General features: G+C 72.2%; 13 protein-coding genes. 5 read left to right on the top strand and 8 right to left on the bottom strand.

All coding sequences use genetic code 11. From position 1 onward, the window contains the following. Positions 1-215 precede the first annotated feature (215 nt). Both AB0C12_RS20490 and AB0C12_RS20485 read right to left on the bottom strand, forming a co-directional pair. A complete protein-coding gene (locus AB0C12_RS20490) occupies positions 216-1367 on the bottom strand; it encodes a glycosyltransferase (protein WP_360550091.1) in 1152 nt (383 codons plus the stop codon). A 37-nt stretch (positions 1368-1404) separates the two neighbouring features. After that, the gene (locus AB0C12_RS20485; protein ID WP_360550089.1) at positions 1405-2151 is read right to left on the bottom strand and encodes a tyrosine-protein phosphatase; all 747 of its coding nucleotides are present in this window, start codon (positions 2149-2151) and stop codon (positions 1405-1407) included. Between the two features lie 246 nt (positions 2152-2397). On the opposite strand from AB0C12_RS20485, the gene cimA reads away from it, so the two are divergent. Further along, the gene (gene cimA, locus AB0C12_RS20480) at positions 2398-4005 is read left to right on the top strand and encodes a citramalate synthase (RefSeq protein ID WP_360550087.1); all 1608 of its coding nucleotides are present in this window, start codon (positions 2398-2400) and stop codon (positions 4003-4005) included. A 6-nt stretch (positions 4006-4011) separates the two neighbouring features. On the opposite strand, the gene AB0C12_RS20475 is transcribed toward cimA, so the two are convergent. Continuing rightward, the gene (locus tag AB0C12_RS20475; protein WP_360550085.1) at positions 4012-4749 is read right to left on the bottom strand and encodes an ABC transporter permease; all 738 of its coding nucleotides are present in this window, start codon (positions 4747-4749) and stop codon (positions 4012-4014) included. Then, positions 4730-5635: an ABC transporter ATP-binding protein gene (locus AB0C12_RS20470; RefSeq protein WP_360550083.1), complete on the bottom strand. Its 906-nt coding sequence runs from the start codon at positions 5633-5635 to the stop codon at positions 4730-4732. Before AB0C12_RS20470 ends, AB0C12_RS20475 begins: the two co-directional genes overlap by 20 nt. A gap of 84 nt (positions 5636-5719) precedes the next feature. Between AB0C12_RS20470 and AB0C12_RS20465 the strand changes: the two genes are divergently transcribed. Next, positions 5720-6340, top strand: a complete 621-nt coding sequence (locus AB0C12_RS20465) for a TetR family transcriptional regulator (RefSeq protein WP_360550081.1) — start codon at positions 5720-5722, stop codon at positions 6338-6340. Here AB0C12_RS20465 and AB0C12_RS20460 read toward each other — a convergent pair. From AB0C12_RS20460 to AB0C12_RS20445, 4 genes are all read right to left on the bottom strand, one after another. Continuing rightward, positions 6309-7307 carry an endonuclease/exonuclease/phosphatase family protein gene (locus tag AB0C12_RS20460; RefSeq protein WP_360550079.1) on the bottom strand — a complete coding sequence of 333 codons (999 nt, stop codon included), beginning with the start codon at positions 7305-7307 and terminating at the stop codon, positions 6309-6311. The genes AB0C12_RS20465 and AB0C12_RS20460 overlap by 32 nt on opposite strands. Before the next feature lie 58 nt (positions 7308-7365). Next, entirely contained in the window at positions 7366-8820 is a 1455-nt protein-coding gene (locus AB0C12_RS20455) for a hypothetical protein (protein WP_360550077.1), read from the bottom strand. A 125-nt stretch (positions 8821-8945) separates the two neighbouring features. Next, positions 8946-10292, bottom strand: coding sequence for a pitrilysin family protein (locus AB0C12_RS20450; RefSeq protein ID WP_360550075.1), 1347 nt, complete (start codon positions 10290-10292; stop codon positions 8946-8948). Beyond that, positions 10289-11605, bottom strand: coding sequence for a pitrilysin family protein (locus AB0C12_RS20445; protein WP_360550073.1), 1317 nt, complete (start codon positions 11603-11605; stop codon positions 10289-10291). The genes AB0C12_RS20450 and AB0C12_RS20445 overlap by 4 nt, the downstream gene beginning before the upstream one ends. Positions 11606-11792: 187 nt before the next feature. Here AB0C12_RS20445 and AB0C12_RS20440 point away from each other — a divergent pair, with 187 nt between their 5' ends. From AB0C12_RS20440 to AB0C12_RS20430, 3 genes are read left to right on the top strand one after another with little or no spacing between them, the layout of a single operon-like run. Next, on the top strand, positions 11793-12812 hold the full coding sequence (locus AB0C12_RS20440; protein WP_360550071.1) for a MoxR family ATPase: 1020 nt from the start codon (positions 11793-11795) through the stop codon (positions 12810-12812). Beyond that, the gene (locus AB0C12_RS20435; RefSeq protein ID WP_360550069.1) at positions 12809-13774 is read left to right on the top strand and encodes a DUF58 domain-containing protein; all 966 of its coding nucleotides are present in this window, start codon (positions 12809-12811) and stop codon (positions 13772-13774) included. Before AB0C12_RS20440 ends, AB0C12_RS20435 begins: the two co-directional genes overlap by 4 nt. Continuing rightward, complete coding sequence (locus AB0C12_RS20430; protein ID WP_360550067.1) at positions 13771-14751, top strand: VWA domain-containing protein; 981 nt, start codon at positions 13771-13773, stop codon at positions 14749-14751. The genes AB0C12_RS20435 and AB0C12_RS20430 overlap by 4 nt, the downstream gene beginning before the upstream one ends. Positions 14752-14753: the final 2 nt, after the last annotated feature.

Raw genomic sequence — 14753 nt, 5'->3', positions numbered from 1 at the left:
GACATCTGGTCTATTCGGCGAATAGCTCGATCAACGCCGCTGACCTGCGTTTATATCCATTGTGTTGTTCCCGACGAGTCGAAATGCTTGGTGTGCTATCAGGCAGATCTGCTACTAGTACACGAAAGCCCTGCTTATCGGCGGGGCGGCAGGGCTGTCGTCTTCGCTGGCACCGACACACCGAGCAGCGATCTGGGCCGCTCTCGCCCGGCGGCTTAGCGCGGGTTGTCCAGCAGATCCTGCAGGACTTCCTCAGCCGCCGGCATGGCGTTGATCTCGGCCTGCACGACCCGGGCCCGGCGGGTCAGGGCCGTGTCCTCCAGCAGCTCGGTCGCGGTGTGCGCCACCGTTTCCACAGAGAAGTCCGCCGGCGGCACCACCAGGGCCACGCCGGCCTCCACGGCAATCGCGCTGTTGGCGAACTGGTCCGCGCCCTGCGGCAGGATCAGGTGCGGTAGGCCGTGGCAGAGCGCGGCCACGATCGTGCTCGCGCCGCCCTGGGTGACCAGGCCCGCGCATTGCGGCAGGAGCAGGGCGTGCGGTGCGAAGTCGGCGATGCGGACGTTCGCCGGCTGCGGGCCGAAGCGGTCCGGGTCGCTGCCGGGGCCGGCCGTGACCAGCACGTTGACCGGCAGGTCACGGAGGCCGGCCAGTGCGGTCCGGAAGACGTCGGTGGCGCCGAAGAACAGGGTGCCGAGGGTCAGGTGCAGGCTCCGTTGGTAGGGCAGCTCGTCCGCGTTCCACGGCAGGCGTTCGCCGGGCAGGACTTCGCCCGAGGTCGGGCGCAGCGGCCGGCGGTTGCGGAAGGCTCGGACGGCGTCCGCCTGCAGAGCCGGCGGGCAGTTGTCCAGGTACGGAGTGTCGAGGATGGTGGCCGGCAGGTCCGGCACCTCCCACTGGCTGCTCAGGTCGCCGAGCCGCGCCCCGAACCAGTCCCAGGCCTCGGTCGGCAGGGGACCGAGGCCGTGCACCGCGTGCCGGGCGCCGGTGCGGGCCGCGGCCACCGCGCCGGCGAGTTCGGTGATCGGGTGGATGACCAGGTCGGGCTTCCACTCCTCGGCGCGGGGCACCAGGCCGGCGGCCCGTTCGAACGCCGCCGCGCCGAACATGCCGCCGATCACTGTGGCCATCCGCCGTTCCGGCGGGACCGCGCCCAGGTCCGGCACCCGGGAGCGGAAAGCCGCGTCGGACTCCGCCCGGCTCGGGCCGATGTCCCAGGTCGTCAGCCCGCGCCGGCGAGCCTCGGTGACGCCCTCGGCGCCGGAGGCGACGACAACCTCGTGGCCCGCCTGCTGGGCCGCCCGGATCAGCGGGAGCAGGGGGAGCAGATGCCCATGGGCCGGCCAGGTGCTGACGAGGACTCGCATGGACGGCAAGTAGACACCCGCCGCGCCACCGTGTCTGTCAGGCGGGCGTCAGCAGGTGCTCGCGCATGCTCGCCAGCTGCCCGGTGCTGAGACCGATCTCGCGGACGTACTTCTCCACCGAACCGTGGCGTTCGCGCAGGTCCCGCAGGAACAGCAGCATGGCGTCCTGCGGGCAGTCGAACATGTGGTACTTGTCGTGCACCAGCTCCGGCTTGGTCCGCAACAGGTACGCCGTCAGCGACTCCATCGCGGCCTCGGTCAGCGCATAGTCCTGCGCGATGTCCGAATCGGAGACTCCGAGCAGCGACAGCGTCAGCGCACACACCACACCGGTGCGGTCCTTGCCGGCCATGCAGTGCACGACCACCGGGGCCGCCGCCGGATCCGCGATCACGCCCAGCGCGGCGGCCAGCCCGGCCTGCCCGTCCTCGGCGAAGTTGAGGTAGCGGTCGGCGAGCCAGCGCTCGTGCGGGATGTCCCCGGAGTGCTCGACCGACTCCCAGTCGACGTGCTCCAGCACCAGGTTGCGGTAGTCCAGCCCCGCGGAGTGCGGCACCCGCCCGTGCTGCTCGACCTCGAACGGCCGCCGCAGGTCGATGACGGTGCGCACGCCCAGCGCCTGGAAGGTCTCGAGGTCGGTGCCCTTGAGCCGGTGCAGGGAGTCGGCGCGGAACAACCGCCGCCAGCTCACCGTGCGCCCGTCGAGGCCGGGATAGCCGCCGACGTCGCGGAAGTTGTAGCTGGTGGAGAAGGTCAGGCTGCGGGGGTGATTGTCGACGGCCACCCGTCCAACCTAACCGCCGCGGTCACGATGCAGCCGTGTCGAATTACTCACCCGTACGGGATCGGCTGTCTCAGCTTGTGGATTCTGGGCTCCCACCGTGGCGGCGCGTGGCATGCTTCGGGGCGTGACCCACTCCGTGCTGATTATTCGCACCTAGCGCGCCGGCTGAATCTCCGCCGACGTGCAGACCTCCCGCATCCGCGGGGGGTCTTTTTGTTGGGTCGTCAGTCTCGGAAAGGAACCCCCATGACCTACCAGGTGTTCGACACGACGCTGCGCGACGGCGGGCAGCGCGAGGGCATCAGCTACTCGGTCGTCGACAAACTCGCAGTCGCGCGGTTGCTGGATGAGTTCGGCGTCGGCTTCATCGAGGGCGGCTGGCCCGGTGCCATGCCCAAGGACACCGAGTTCTTCGCCCGGGCGCGCACCGAGCTGCAGCTGAAGAACGCGGTGCTGGTCGCGTTCGGGGCGACCCGTAAGGCCAACGTCGACGTGGCGCAGGACCCGCAGGTGCAGGCGCTGCTGGACGCCGAGACGCCGGTCGTCTGCGTGGTCGCCAAGTCCGACATCCGGCACGTCGAGCGGGCCCTGCGCACCACCGGCGAGGAGAACCTGGCGATGGTCCGCGACACCGTCGCGCACCTGGTCGCCAACGGCCGCCGCGCGTTCGTCGACTGTGAGCACTTCTTCGACGGTTTCCGCTACGACCCCGACTACACCGCCTCCGTGGTCAAGGCCGCGTTCTCCGCCGGCGCCGAGCGCGTCGTCATGTGTGACACCAACGGCGGCATGCTCCCCTCGATGATCACCGCCGCGATCAACGACGTGGTGGCGCGCACCGGGGTCACCCCGGACCAGCTCGGCATCCACTGCCAGAACGACACGTCGTGCGCGGTCGCCAACACCGTCGCCGCCGTCGAGGCGGGCGTCGAACACTTCCAGTGCACGGCCAACGGCTACGGCGAGCGGCCCGGCAACGCCGACCTGTTCGCCGTCGTCAGCAACCTGCAACTCAAGCTCGGGCTGAAGGTCCTACCGGACGGATGCCTCGAGAAGGCGACGCGGGTGTCCACCGCGCTCGCCGAGATCGCCAACATCGCCCCCGACACCCACCAGGCCTACGTCGGGGCCGCGGCATTCGCTCACAAGGCGGGGCTGCACGCGAGCGCGATCAAGGTGGATCCGCTGCTCTACAACCACGTCGACCCGTCGGTGGTGGGCAACGACATGCGGATCCTGGTGACCGAGATGGCCGGCCGGGCCAGCATCGAGCTCAAGAGCCGCGAGCTCGGGCTGGACCTGGCCGGCCACCCCGACACCCTCACGGCGGTGACCCGCAAGGTCAAGGACCTGGAAGCGGGTGGTTGGTCCTTCGAGGCCGCGGACGCGTCCTTCGAGCTTCTCGTACGCGGTGAGCTGCCCGGTGCGGACTTCGTGCGGCCGTTCGCGCTGGAGTCGTACCGGGTGCAGGTCGAGCACCGCGAGGACGGCTCGGTGGTCTCCGAGGCCACCGTCAAGGTCCGCGTACGCGGTGAGCGCGTCATCGCCACCGCCGAGGGCAACGGCCCGGTCAACGCCCTCGACGAGGCGCTGCGCGTGGCCCTGTCCAAGCACTACCCGGAGCTGAAGTCCTTCGAGCTGGCCGACTTCAAGGTCCGCATCCTGGAGGGCTCGCACGGCTCGAACGCGATCACCCGGGTCCTGGTGGAGACCAGCGACGGCGCCCGCGACTGGACCACGGTGGGCGTGCACGAGAACGTGGTCGAGGCGAGCTGGAAGGCGCTGACCGACGCGCTGACCTACGGCCTGGCCCGCGCCGCCGCGGCCAGCACGAGCACCAGCACCGCGGCCTGATCCGGCTCAGTCGCGCCTGGCCATCACCCGCAACGTGATGGCCAGGCCGGCCGCGCCCCACGCCGCCAGCACCAGGAACGGCAGCATGGACACGCCTTCCGGCGGAGTGGCCAGCGACTCCCGAATCGCCCGCGCCATGGACTCGAACGGCAGCACCCGGTGGATGTCCTGCAGCCACTGGGGGAGCCGGTCGGCCGGGAAGTTGATCGGCGAGAACATGAGCGCGATGAAGACGATCAGCTGACTGACCATGTTCGTCACCGGCGGCGCGGCCGCGTACGCGATCGCGAAGCCCACGGTGGTCGCGGTGAGCGCGACCAGCAGCACCGCCGGCCCGACCAGCCAGCTCACCCGCAGGGTGAGGTCGAAGCGCAGCACCGCGACCAGCAGTCCCAGCAGCAGTCCCGGGGTGCCGGCCACCAGCCAGGTGGTGATGTCCGCGCCGAGCACCGCGGTCCGCGGCACCGGCAGCGTGCGGTTGTAGGCGAACGTGCCCGCGGTTTTGGCCTCGGCCACCAGTTGCGGTGCCAGCACCAGGCCGATCGTGATGAGGGCCAGGGTGGGCGCGCCGGTGGTGAGGTGCAGTGCGGTCGCGGGGTCGACGTTCGGCAGCAGGAACGCGAAGCCGATGACGATGCCGATCGACATCATGGTCTGGATGACCAGGATCATCGGCAGCAGGTAGCGCAGCCGGATCGCCGACCAGCACAGCAGGAGCAGGTAACTACGCAGCCAGTGCCGCATCGCCGGTGACCTCCTCGGTCAGGCGGACGTAGACGTCCTCGAGGCTGACGGGGTTGAGGGAGAAGCGTGTCGCGCGGGTCTGCGCCCAGGCGACGGCGAGGTGCGCGTCCGCCGCGGCGACCGTGAACGTGCGCCGGCCACCCTCCCGGTGCTCGGCCAGCGACCAGCTCGGTGCGGGGTGATCGTCCGCGCCGGTGAGCTCCAACCGCATCTCGCGGCCGGCGGCGAGGGTGGCCGGGCTGCCCGCGGCGGCGACCCGGCCGTGGTCCAGCACCACGACGCGGTCGATCGCGCGTTCCGCCTCGGTGATGTTGTGGGTGACCAGCACGACGCCGTGCCCGTCGGCGGCCAGCGCGCGCACCTGCTCCCAGAGCAGCCGGCGGCGCACCGGGTCGACGTCGTTGGTCGGCTCGTCGAGCATCACCAGCCGGCCGGGCTCGACGATCGCCATGCAGAACGCGGTGAGCCGGCGCACGCCGCCCGACAACCGTTCGCCGGCCTGGTCGGCCCATTCGCCGAGGTCCAGCGCGGCCAGCAGCTCGTCGGTGCGCCGGCGGACCGCCCGGCGGCCGCCGCCGCGGAGCCGGCCGACGATCTCGATCGCCTGCCGGGCGGTGACGCCGGTGAGCGGCGCCTGTGCCTGCGGCTGGAACGAGCAGGCTGTGCGGGCCCAGGCCGGCTCGGCGACCGGGTCGCGGCCGAGCAGGGTGATCCGGCCGGAGGTCGGCCGGACCAGCCCGACGATCTGGCCGAGCAGGGTGGTCTTGCCGGCGCCGTTGTGCCCGAGCAGGCCGAGCACCTCGCCCGGGGCCACGTCGAGGCTGATGCCGTCGTTGGCCCGTACGCCGCGGCGGTAGACCTTGGTCAGGGTGTCGATGTGCAGCACGATCGCCTCACATACCAATCGGTATTCGGATACCACTCAGTATCTGGATACCGCTCGGAATGTCAATCGGGTAGCTTGGCCACCATGACGCAGCGACTGACCCGGGCCCAGCAGCAGGAGGTGACCCGCGCGCGGTTGCTCGACGCGGCCGAGACGCTCTTCGGTGACCGCGGCATCCACCAGACCTCGCTGGACGAGATCGCCCGGGCCGCCGGTCTGACCAAGGGCGCCATCTACGCCAACTTCGGCAGCAAGAAGGACCTGATCACCGCGATCCTGGAGCGCAAGCTGGCCGCCGACGACGGCGCCGGCGACCGGCCGCCGGGGGAGGCGCTGCCGGCCTGGGCGGACGTGCTGGGCGCCAGTTACGAGCGGAACGTCGGCCGCCCGGAGATCCAGCGTTTCGCGATGGCCTTCGTCGAGCTGTGGCTCTACGGCATGCGCGAGGAGTCGAGCCGGGAACCGGTCGGCCAGTGGCTGCGGACGGTGCGCGCGTCGAGCGCGGAGGAGCTCACCGAGCTCGCCGGCGACGATCTGCCGGTGCCCGCCGAGCAGCTGGCCGCCCTGGTGCTGGCCCTGGACATCGGCGTCGGGCTGCAGCACTGGCTGGACCCGGAGGCGGTGCCGGCGGACACCTACCGGGCCGGGCTGCGAGCCCTCTTCGGCCGGGAGCTCAGGCCGCCGGGAGACGCAGCGTCGCGATGACTGCGCGGTGGTCGCTGTCCGGGATGCCGTGCACGCTGACTGCGCCCACCCCCAGGCGGCGGTCGGCCAGCACGTGGTCGATGGTCACCGGCGGCAGCGGATCGCCGTCGTACGGGCCCCACGTGCCGACCAGCCCCTGTCCCGCGGCGTCGGCGGCGTCCCGGTAGCCATCGCTGATCAGGTCCCGCAGCGCCTTGTGGTCCAGCGTCGCGTTGAAGTCGCCGAGCAGGATCCGGGGGGCGCCGTTCGGGTCCGGGCGCGGCTCGGCGGCCAGGTCGTCGCGCCAGCCGTCGATCATCTCCAGCGCGGCCGGCGCGAGCGGATGCGCCGACTCGACCGTGACGGCGACCGCTCCCGGCGGCTGAACCGTCCCGTACGCCTGGTTGAAGCCGCCACCGTTGCGCCGTACGCCCGGGTCGGTGATCGGGAAGCGGGAGTAGAGCCCCGAACCGCTCGCCCCGAACTCCCCGCCCAGCGACGAGTACGGCAGCAGCTCGCCCAGCCCGGCCGCGGCGAGATTGCGCTGCCCGTTCGGGCTGAACTCCTGCACAGCCAGCACCGCCACGTCGTTGTCCCGGACCAGCTTGACGATCGTGGCCGCGTCGGCGTTGCCGAAGAGCATGTTCGACGTCATCACGTGCAGCGCCACGCCACCCTGCGGGCCCCGGTCACTGTCGGCGAGGGCGCGCGGCAGCACCGCCACCGCGAACAGCGCGAAGGTGACCGTCGCGACCGTCGCCGCCAGCCAGCGCCGGGTCGCCAGCGCGGCGATCATCGGCACCACCGACCACGCCGCGACGTACGGCGTGAAGGCGAGGAACTGCACCAGCGCGCCCCGCTCCCAGCCGCTGAGCCGGAGCAGCACCCAGGCCGCGCCCGGCAGCACGAGCAGCCACAGCAGCACGTGCCAGACCGCCCGCCGGACCCGGACCGGTTTCGCCACGGGCGCCGAGCTGGTGATCGTCATGGCGGCGACGGTATCCGGCCGGGGCCACCATCACCGAGTGATGCCGGGGCACGTCACATCATCGGTAGGGGTTGAAGTTCTGCCCCGCCATCAGGAACCAGGCGGTCGCGCCGACGTGCTGGCGCGGGAAGTAGCCGAACGCGAAGCCGGTGTCGAAGGCGCTGGTGGCGGCCACGATGCCGGCCGCGGCGGGCAGCGGGGTGCCGGTCCAGGTGCCGCCCTCGCCCGGATTGGACAGCTTGCCGTGGTCCGCGTCGGCGGTCAGGCCCACGGTCTGCCCGGCGCCGAGGGTCCGCTGGGCGACTGCGGTCTGCCGCAGCAGCCGCTTGGCCAGGGCCGTGTCACCGCGGTCGTCGCGCTTCAGCAGCGCCAGGGCCGTGTGCCCGTTGCCCTCCAGCCAGACGGCGTCACGGTTGTTCTCCACGGTGCTGCCGGAGACCGGCCCGGTACGGATCTTGGCCTGGCTGCTGTACGTCACGCCCGAGACGGCGCCGTCGGTATTCGACAGGTTCTCGGTGACCCAGTCCACGGCGTCGTCGTAGCGCCGGTTGTCGAGGCTCAGCAGCGCCCAGGTCTGCACGTCCTCGGGGATGTTGCCGATGTTGATCTGGTTCGGGTCCTCACCCGGTACGCCGCCGAGCGTGCCGGTCCACAGGAAGCGCTCGGAGCGGTTCCACATGGCCCGTACGAAGTCCTCGGCCACGTCGGCGCGGGCGGTCCAGCGCCGATCCCGGGTCAGCTGGGCCAGCAGGGTGAAGAGCCCGTACGCGTCGATGTTGTGCTCGGTCGAGGCCCACGGCTGCGGCGTCTCACCGTCGCCCTGCAAACCGCCGTGGTAGCCGCCGAAGCGGTACGGCGACTCCTTGTCCGCGATCCACTCGCCCAGGGCCACGGCGCCGTCGAGGTACTTGGTGATCCGGGTGTCGGCGTAGAGCTGGGCCAGGGCGAGCGCCACCCAGGCCATGTCGCCGGTCGAGGAGCCACCGAAGCCGTACGGCCACAGGAACGCCGCCTTGCCGTCCTCGCGCTTGAGGCCGGGGAAGTACGGGCCGCCACCGTAGAAGAGCATCGGCCCGGCCGCGTACGCCTGCCGGACCCGCCCGTCGGTGTACTTCTCGTCGTTGGCCTGGATCCACAGCAGGGCGTCGCCGATGAGCCGGGCCCGGCGCACGTTGGCCACCGTCGGGTTGGCCAGGTAGGCCAGCGCCGCGAGCGCGTTGTCGTAGACGAACGCGGTCGTCATCAGCTCGCTCTCGTTGTTGTAGCTCTGCAGCAGCCGCGGCTCGCCGCCCTTGACGTAGGCGTCCTGCACCACGTCGAGGTAGTGGTAGGCGCGGCTCACCGGCTCGGCCAGCGTCCGGTCCACCAGGTGCCGCGGGGCGCAGGTGCCGGCGGCGGCGGAGTCCGGGGCGAGCAGCGGGGCGGCCACGGTGGCGGCGGCCGCCGCGGCGGGCAGGGTGAGCAGGCGCCGGCGGGAGAACGCTCCCGAGGTGGAGCTGAGGTTGGTGGGCATGTCGCGGAACTCCAACAGGTGTGAGAGCGCTCTCACAACGAGCGCAGGGCGCCATTGAAACCTGTCGCGCCCCGCCTGGCAAGCCGCGGGCCGCCGGCAGTGTCGCCGGCGGCCCGCGGAACACCTCAGACCTCGGCGTCGACGACCTCGCCCAGGCCACCGGCCACCAGTTCGTCGCGGATCACCGCGGCGTCACCCTCGACGACGACGGTCAGGCCGTCGGGGTGCAGATGCCTCGCCGCGGCGGCGGACACCTCGGCCACCGTCGCGTCGAGCAGGCTGCGCCGCAGGGTCGCGTAGTAGTCGTCGGGCAGCCCGTGCACCACCAGCGTGGCCAGCGCACCGGCGATCGAACCGGACGTCTGCATGTCGACCGTGAGCTGACCGGCCCGCCACGTGCGGGCCACCTCCAGCTCCTCCTCGGTGACGCCGTCCAGCCGGGTGCGGGTCACCTCGCCGATGGTGTCGGTCAGCGCCGGCGCGGTCACCGCGGTCTGCACCGAGGTACTGATGCCGAAGCGGCCGAACCGGCGGGTCATCGCGAAATCGGACCGGATGCCGTACGTGTAGCCCTTCACCTCGCGGATCAGGTGGTTGAGCCGGGACGTGAACGCCCCGCCCAGCACCGTCGCCACCAGCGTCATCGCCACGTAGTCCGGGTTGGCGCGTTCCGGCGCGCGGTGCCCGAGCCGCAGCGTCGACTGCACCGAGCCCGGGCGGTCGACCAGCAGCACCCGGCGGCCGGTGGCGATCGGCACCCCCAGCGGTCCGGCCGGTGCGGTCGGCTCCCCGGTCGCCCCCGCGAACGCGGCCGCCCCGAGCTCGGCCAGATCCAGCTGGTCCAGATCACCGGCGACCAGCAGCACGCCCGGTCGCTTCAGCCAGGACTCGTGGAACGCGGTCACGTCCTCGACGGTGACGGCCGCCACCGACGTGGGATCACCGTGCAGCGGCCGGCCGTACCGTTCGGCTGCCCCGAAGAGATCCATCCGCAGGGCCGCGTCCGCCCGCGGGCCGGGCTGCGCCCAGTCCATCCGCAGCGCGGTCACCTCGTCGTCGCGCACCCGCGCGACATCGGCCGGATCCAGGCGCGGGGTGCGGGCGGCCTCGGCGAGCAGGGTCACGGCCCGGGGCAGCAGCGCCACCGGTACGGACACACCGACCCGGAACGAGTCCCAGTCCACCGAGGTGGACAACTCGGCCCCGAGACCCTCCAGCGCCAGCGCGTACGCCGCGGAGTCCCGGGTCGTGGTGCCCTCCTCCAGGCACTTGGCGAGCACGGTGGCCGTGCCCTCGCGACCCGCGGACTCCCGCGCGCCACCGGCGTCGAGCAGCAGCGCGGCGGTGGCCAGGTGCTGACCCGGCAGGTGCGCGGCGACGACCTCACCCCCGGCCACCGAGACCCGCTGAATGTCCGGGAATGTGTACGGCCGGGACTCGCCGGGGCCGGGCCGGGTGGCAACGAGACTCACTGGTCGGTCCCTTCGTCGGGCAGGTAGGTGAGGGTGACGCGGGACTCCGGGTTGAGCGTGCGGGCGGCGTCGAGGATGTCGCCGGCCGTGACCGACTGCCACTGCGGCAACCGGTAGGCCGCGCTGGTGGCGTCGCCGAACTGGGTCGCGTACCGGCTCAGGGTGTCGGCGCGACCGCCGACTGTGGACATCTGCCGCCACCACGAGGTGGTCAGCAGGGCCTTGGCCCGTTCCAGCTCGGCCTCGGTCACCGGCTCGGTGGCCATGCTGTCCAGCACCTCGGCGACCCCGGCGGCCAGCCGCTCCGCGTCGACGCCGTCCTTGGCCGTGGCCGTGACGATCAGCGGGGCCGGGGCGTGGGCCAGGTCGACGCCGTACGCGCCGATGTAGTCCGGCTGGGCGATCCGGGCGCCGTCGGCGAGCCGCTGGTAGAGCCGGCTGCCCCGGCCACTGCCGAGCACTGTCGCCAGGACGGTGATGGCGTCGTAGCCGGCCGTGCCGAACGGGTGGGTCCGGTGCGACAGATAGACCCGTGGGGCCGGGACCTTGCCGGTCACCGTCTCGCGGATGGGCTCGGTGGCCGCGCCGGTGATGTGCCCGCGCGGCGCCGGCGGGATGTCGGAGACCGACTCCAGCGCCCCGAAGTACTTCTCCGCCAGGGCGAAGACCTCGGCCGGGGTGACGTCACCGGCGACGGTCAGCACCGCGTTGTTCGGCGCGTAGTACTGCTGATGGAAGGCTTTGAACGTCTCGAGACTGGCGGCGTTCAGGTCCTCCATCGACCCGATCGTCGCGTGGTGGTACGGATGCCCCGGCGGATACAGCAGCGGCAACAGGCGCAGCCACGCGTCGCCGTACGGGACGTTGTCGTAACGCTGGCGCCGTTCGTTCTTGACGACCTCGCGCTGGTTGTCGAGCGTCTCCTGGGTCAGCGCCGGGACCAGACCGCCCATCCGGTCCGCCTCCAGCCAGAGCCCCAGCTCCAGGTGCTCGACCGGCAGCGTCTCGAAGTAGTTGGTCCGGTCCGGGTTGGTGGTCGCGTTGAGCGAGCCACCGGAGCCCTGGATCAGGCGCATGTGCTCGGTCTTGGCGACGTGCACCGATCCCTCGAACATCAGGTGCTCGAAGAGGTGCGCGAAGCCGGTCTGGCCGGCCGGCTCATGCCTCGAGCCGACGTCGTACCAGAGGTTCACGCACACCACCGGCGCGGTGTGATCCTCGCTGACGACCACGCGCAACCCGTTGTCCAGGCGCGCGGTTTCGATGGGCCACGGATAGCCGGTCTCGGCGACCGGCGCGGGCTGAGCAGACACGCAACCTCCCTGTAGCGGCGGCCGGCTTCCGCCGGCGCCGCCACCAGTATCGCGGCTGAGCAGGCCGGCGCGCTCCTTCGCTGCGCTTTCGGCCCCGCTTGGTGTCATCGATACCAAGGGCGGGCGTCCGGCGTAACCCCCAGGTCCGCGGCGCCCGCCCCCCGCACCGTTGCCGAGAAGGGGACCCATGACAGACATCGCATCCGACACCGACGCGCGGCTGCTGGAGCAGACGCTGTTCGAGGTCAAGAAGGTGATCGTGGGGCAGGACCGGCTCATCGAGCGGCTGCTGACCGCGCTGCTCGCCGGCGGGCACTGCCTGCTCGAAGGCGTGCCGGGGGTGGCCAAGACGCTGGCCGCGGAGACGCTCGCCGTGGCGGTCGGTGGCAGTTTCCACCGCATCCAGTTCACACCGGACCTGGTGCCCTCCGACATCATCGGCACCCGGATCTACCGGGCGTCGCGGGAGGACTTCGACGTCGAGCTGGGCCCGGTGATGGCGAACCTGGTGCTGGCCGACGAGATCAACCGGGCGCCCGCCAAGGTGCAGTCGGCGTTGCTGGAGGTGATGGCCGAGGGGCACGTGTCGATCGGCGGGCGGACCCATCCGGTGCCACGGCCGTTCCTGGTGCTGGCGACCCAGAACCCGATCGAGAGCGAGGGCGTCTACCAGCTGCCCGAGGCGCAGCGGGACCGGTTCCTGATGCGGGTGGTCGTCGGCTACCCGGGCGACCAGGACGAGCTCGGCATCCTCTACCGGATGGGCGGCGTGCGCCCGGTCGCCCGGCCGGTGCTGGACACCGGCAAGCTGCTGGCGTTGCAGGCGCGGGCCCGCGAGGTGTTCGTGCACCACGCGTTGGCCGAGTACGTGGTCCGGCTGGTGCTGGCCACCCGCGACCCGGCCCGGTTCGGCCTGCCGGAGGTGGCCGGGCAGCTCGCGTACGGGGCCAGCCCGCGAGCCACTCTGGGCCTGGTCGCCGCCGGGCGGGCGCTGGCGCTGTTGCGTGGCCGGGACTACGTGCTGCCGGGCGACCTGCTCGACATCGCGCCCGACGTGCTCGCCCATCGGCTGGTGCTCTCCTTCGACGCGGTCGCCGACGGGATCGCCCCCGAGTCGATCGTCCAGCGCATCGTGGCGTCCGTACCGCTGCCGGTGATCGCTCCCGCGCAGGAGCAACACGGCCCGGGGCTGGGTGTCGCCGCATGAACGAGGGCGCCTCCATCAACGAGCTGGCACCGGAACGGCGGCTGCGGCGGCTCGAGCTCATGGTCACGCGCCGGCTCGACGGGATGCTGCACGGCTCGTACCTCGGGTTGCTGCCCGGCATCGGCAGCGAGCCGGCCGGCAGCCGGGAGTACCGGCCCGGCGAGGACGAGGTCCGCCGGATGGACTGGGCGGTCACCGCGCGGACCGCGGTCGCGCACGTCCGCCAGGTCGACGCGGACCGGGAGCTGGCCACCTGGGTGCTGGTCGATGCCACCGCGAGCATGGACTTCGGTACCGCGGAGTTCGAGAAGCGGGAACTGGCCGTCGCATCCGTCGCCGCGGTCGGCTTCCTGACCACCGGCGCCGGCAACCGGCTGGGCGCGCACCTGCTCGGCCCCGACGGGGTACGGCGGTTCCCGGCCCGGGGTGGCCGCACCCACCTGCTCGGCATGTTGCGCACTCTGCTCGCCGTTCCTCGTTCCGCGCCGACGACCGAGCACGTGCCGCTGGCGGAGGCCGTCGACGGCCTGCACCGCACGGTCAACCGCCGCGGGCTGGCCGTGGTGGTCTCGGACTTCCTCGACGGTCTCGACGAGGACGGGCTCGGGCCCGGCGCCCCGGCCTGGGAACTGCCGCTGCGCCGGCTGGCCGCCCGGCATCAGGTGCTCGCCGTGCAGATCCGTGATCCGCGCGAGCAGGAACTGCCGGACGTGGGGCTGCTGACCCTGGTGGACCCGGAAACCGGTCGCCGGCGCGAGGTGCCCACCGCCAGCCGCAAGCTGCGCGAGCGGTACGCCGAGGCGGCCCGCCGGCAGCAGGCGTCCATCGAGGCCGGCCTGAAACGGGCCGGCGCGGCCCATCTCGGCCTGCGTACCGACCGCGACTGGGTCGCGGACATCGTCCGGCACGTGTACGCCCAGCGCCGCCTGGGCCGAGCCTCGCGAACAGGAGCAAGACCATGACGTGGCTTTCCCCGGAACGGCTGTGGCTGCTGGCCGCCGTCGCGGCGCTGGCCGTCGCGTACGTCGTGCTGCAACGCCGCCGCAGCCGGTACGCCGTCCGCTTCACCAACCTCAAACTGCTCGACCGGATCGCCCCGGCCCGGCCGCAGTGGCGCCGGCACGTCCCGGCCGGGCTGTTCCTGGCGATGCTGGCCCTGCTCGTGGTCGGCTTCGCCCGGCCGCAGTCCGAGGTGCAGGTGCCCCGCGAGCGGGCCACCGTGCTGGTCGCCGTGGACGTGTCCCGGTCGATGCTGGCCACCGACGTGGACCCGGACCGGCTCACCGCGGCCAAGGCCGCGGCCCGCGAGTTCGTGGCCGACCTGCCCGAGCAGTTCAACGTCGGCCTGGTCGGTTTCGCCGGCACCGCCTCGGTGTTCGTGCCGCCGGTGACCGACCGGGCCGCCGTCGACGCCGGCATCGACCGGCTCGCCGAGGGCACGGCCGGCCGGGCCGGTACCGCCATCGGTGACGCCATCGCCACCTCGCTGGAGGCGATCCGCACGCTGGACGCCACCGCCGGCGAGGACGTGCCGCCGGCCCGGGTCGTGGTGCTCTCCGACGGTGCCAACACCGCCGGGCAGGACCCGGCCGAGGCGGCGGCCCAGGCCACCGAGCTCGGCGTACCCGTCGACGCCATCTCCTTCGGCACCGAGAACGGGACCATCGGCGGCAGCGCCCTCGGCGGTGGCGGCGGGGGCGGCAACCAGCCCGTGCCGGTCGACGGGCAGACGCTGCAGGCGGTCGCGGACGCCACCGGCGGCAACTACTTCGAGGCCGGCAGCGCCGAGGAGCTGCGGTCCGCGTACGCCGACATCGGCAGCTCGGTCGGTTGCGAGACGGAGACGCAGGACGTGTCGGCGCGCTTCATCGGTATCGGCCTGCTGTTCGCGGCGCTGGCCGCACTGACCTCCATGTTCTGGTTCGCCCGCCTCCCGTAGAG

It is taken from the genome of Actinoplanes sp. NPDC048967, from assembly GCF_040649415.1.
Taxonomy (GTDB): domain Bacteria; phylum Actinomycetota; class Actinomycetes; order Mycobacteriales; family Micromonosporaceae; genus Actinoplanes.
This window is presented reverse-complemented; position numbering and strand designations above follow the sequence as displayed.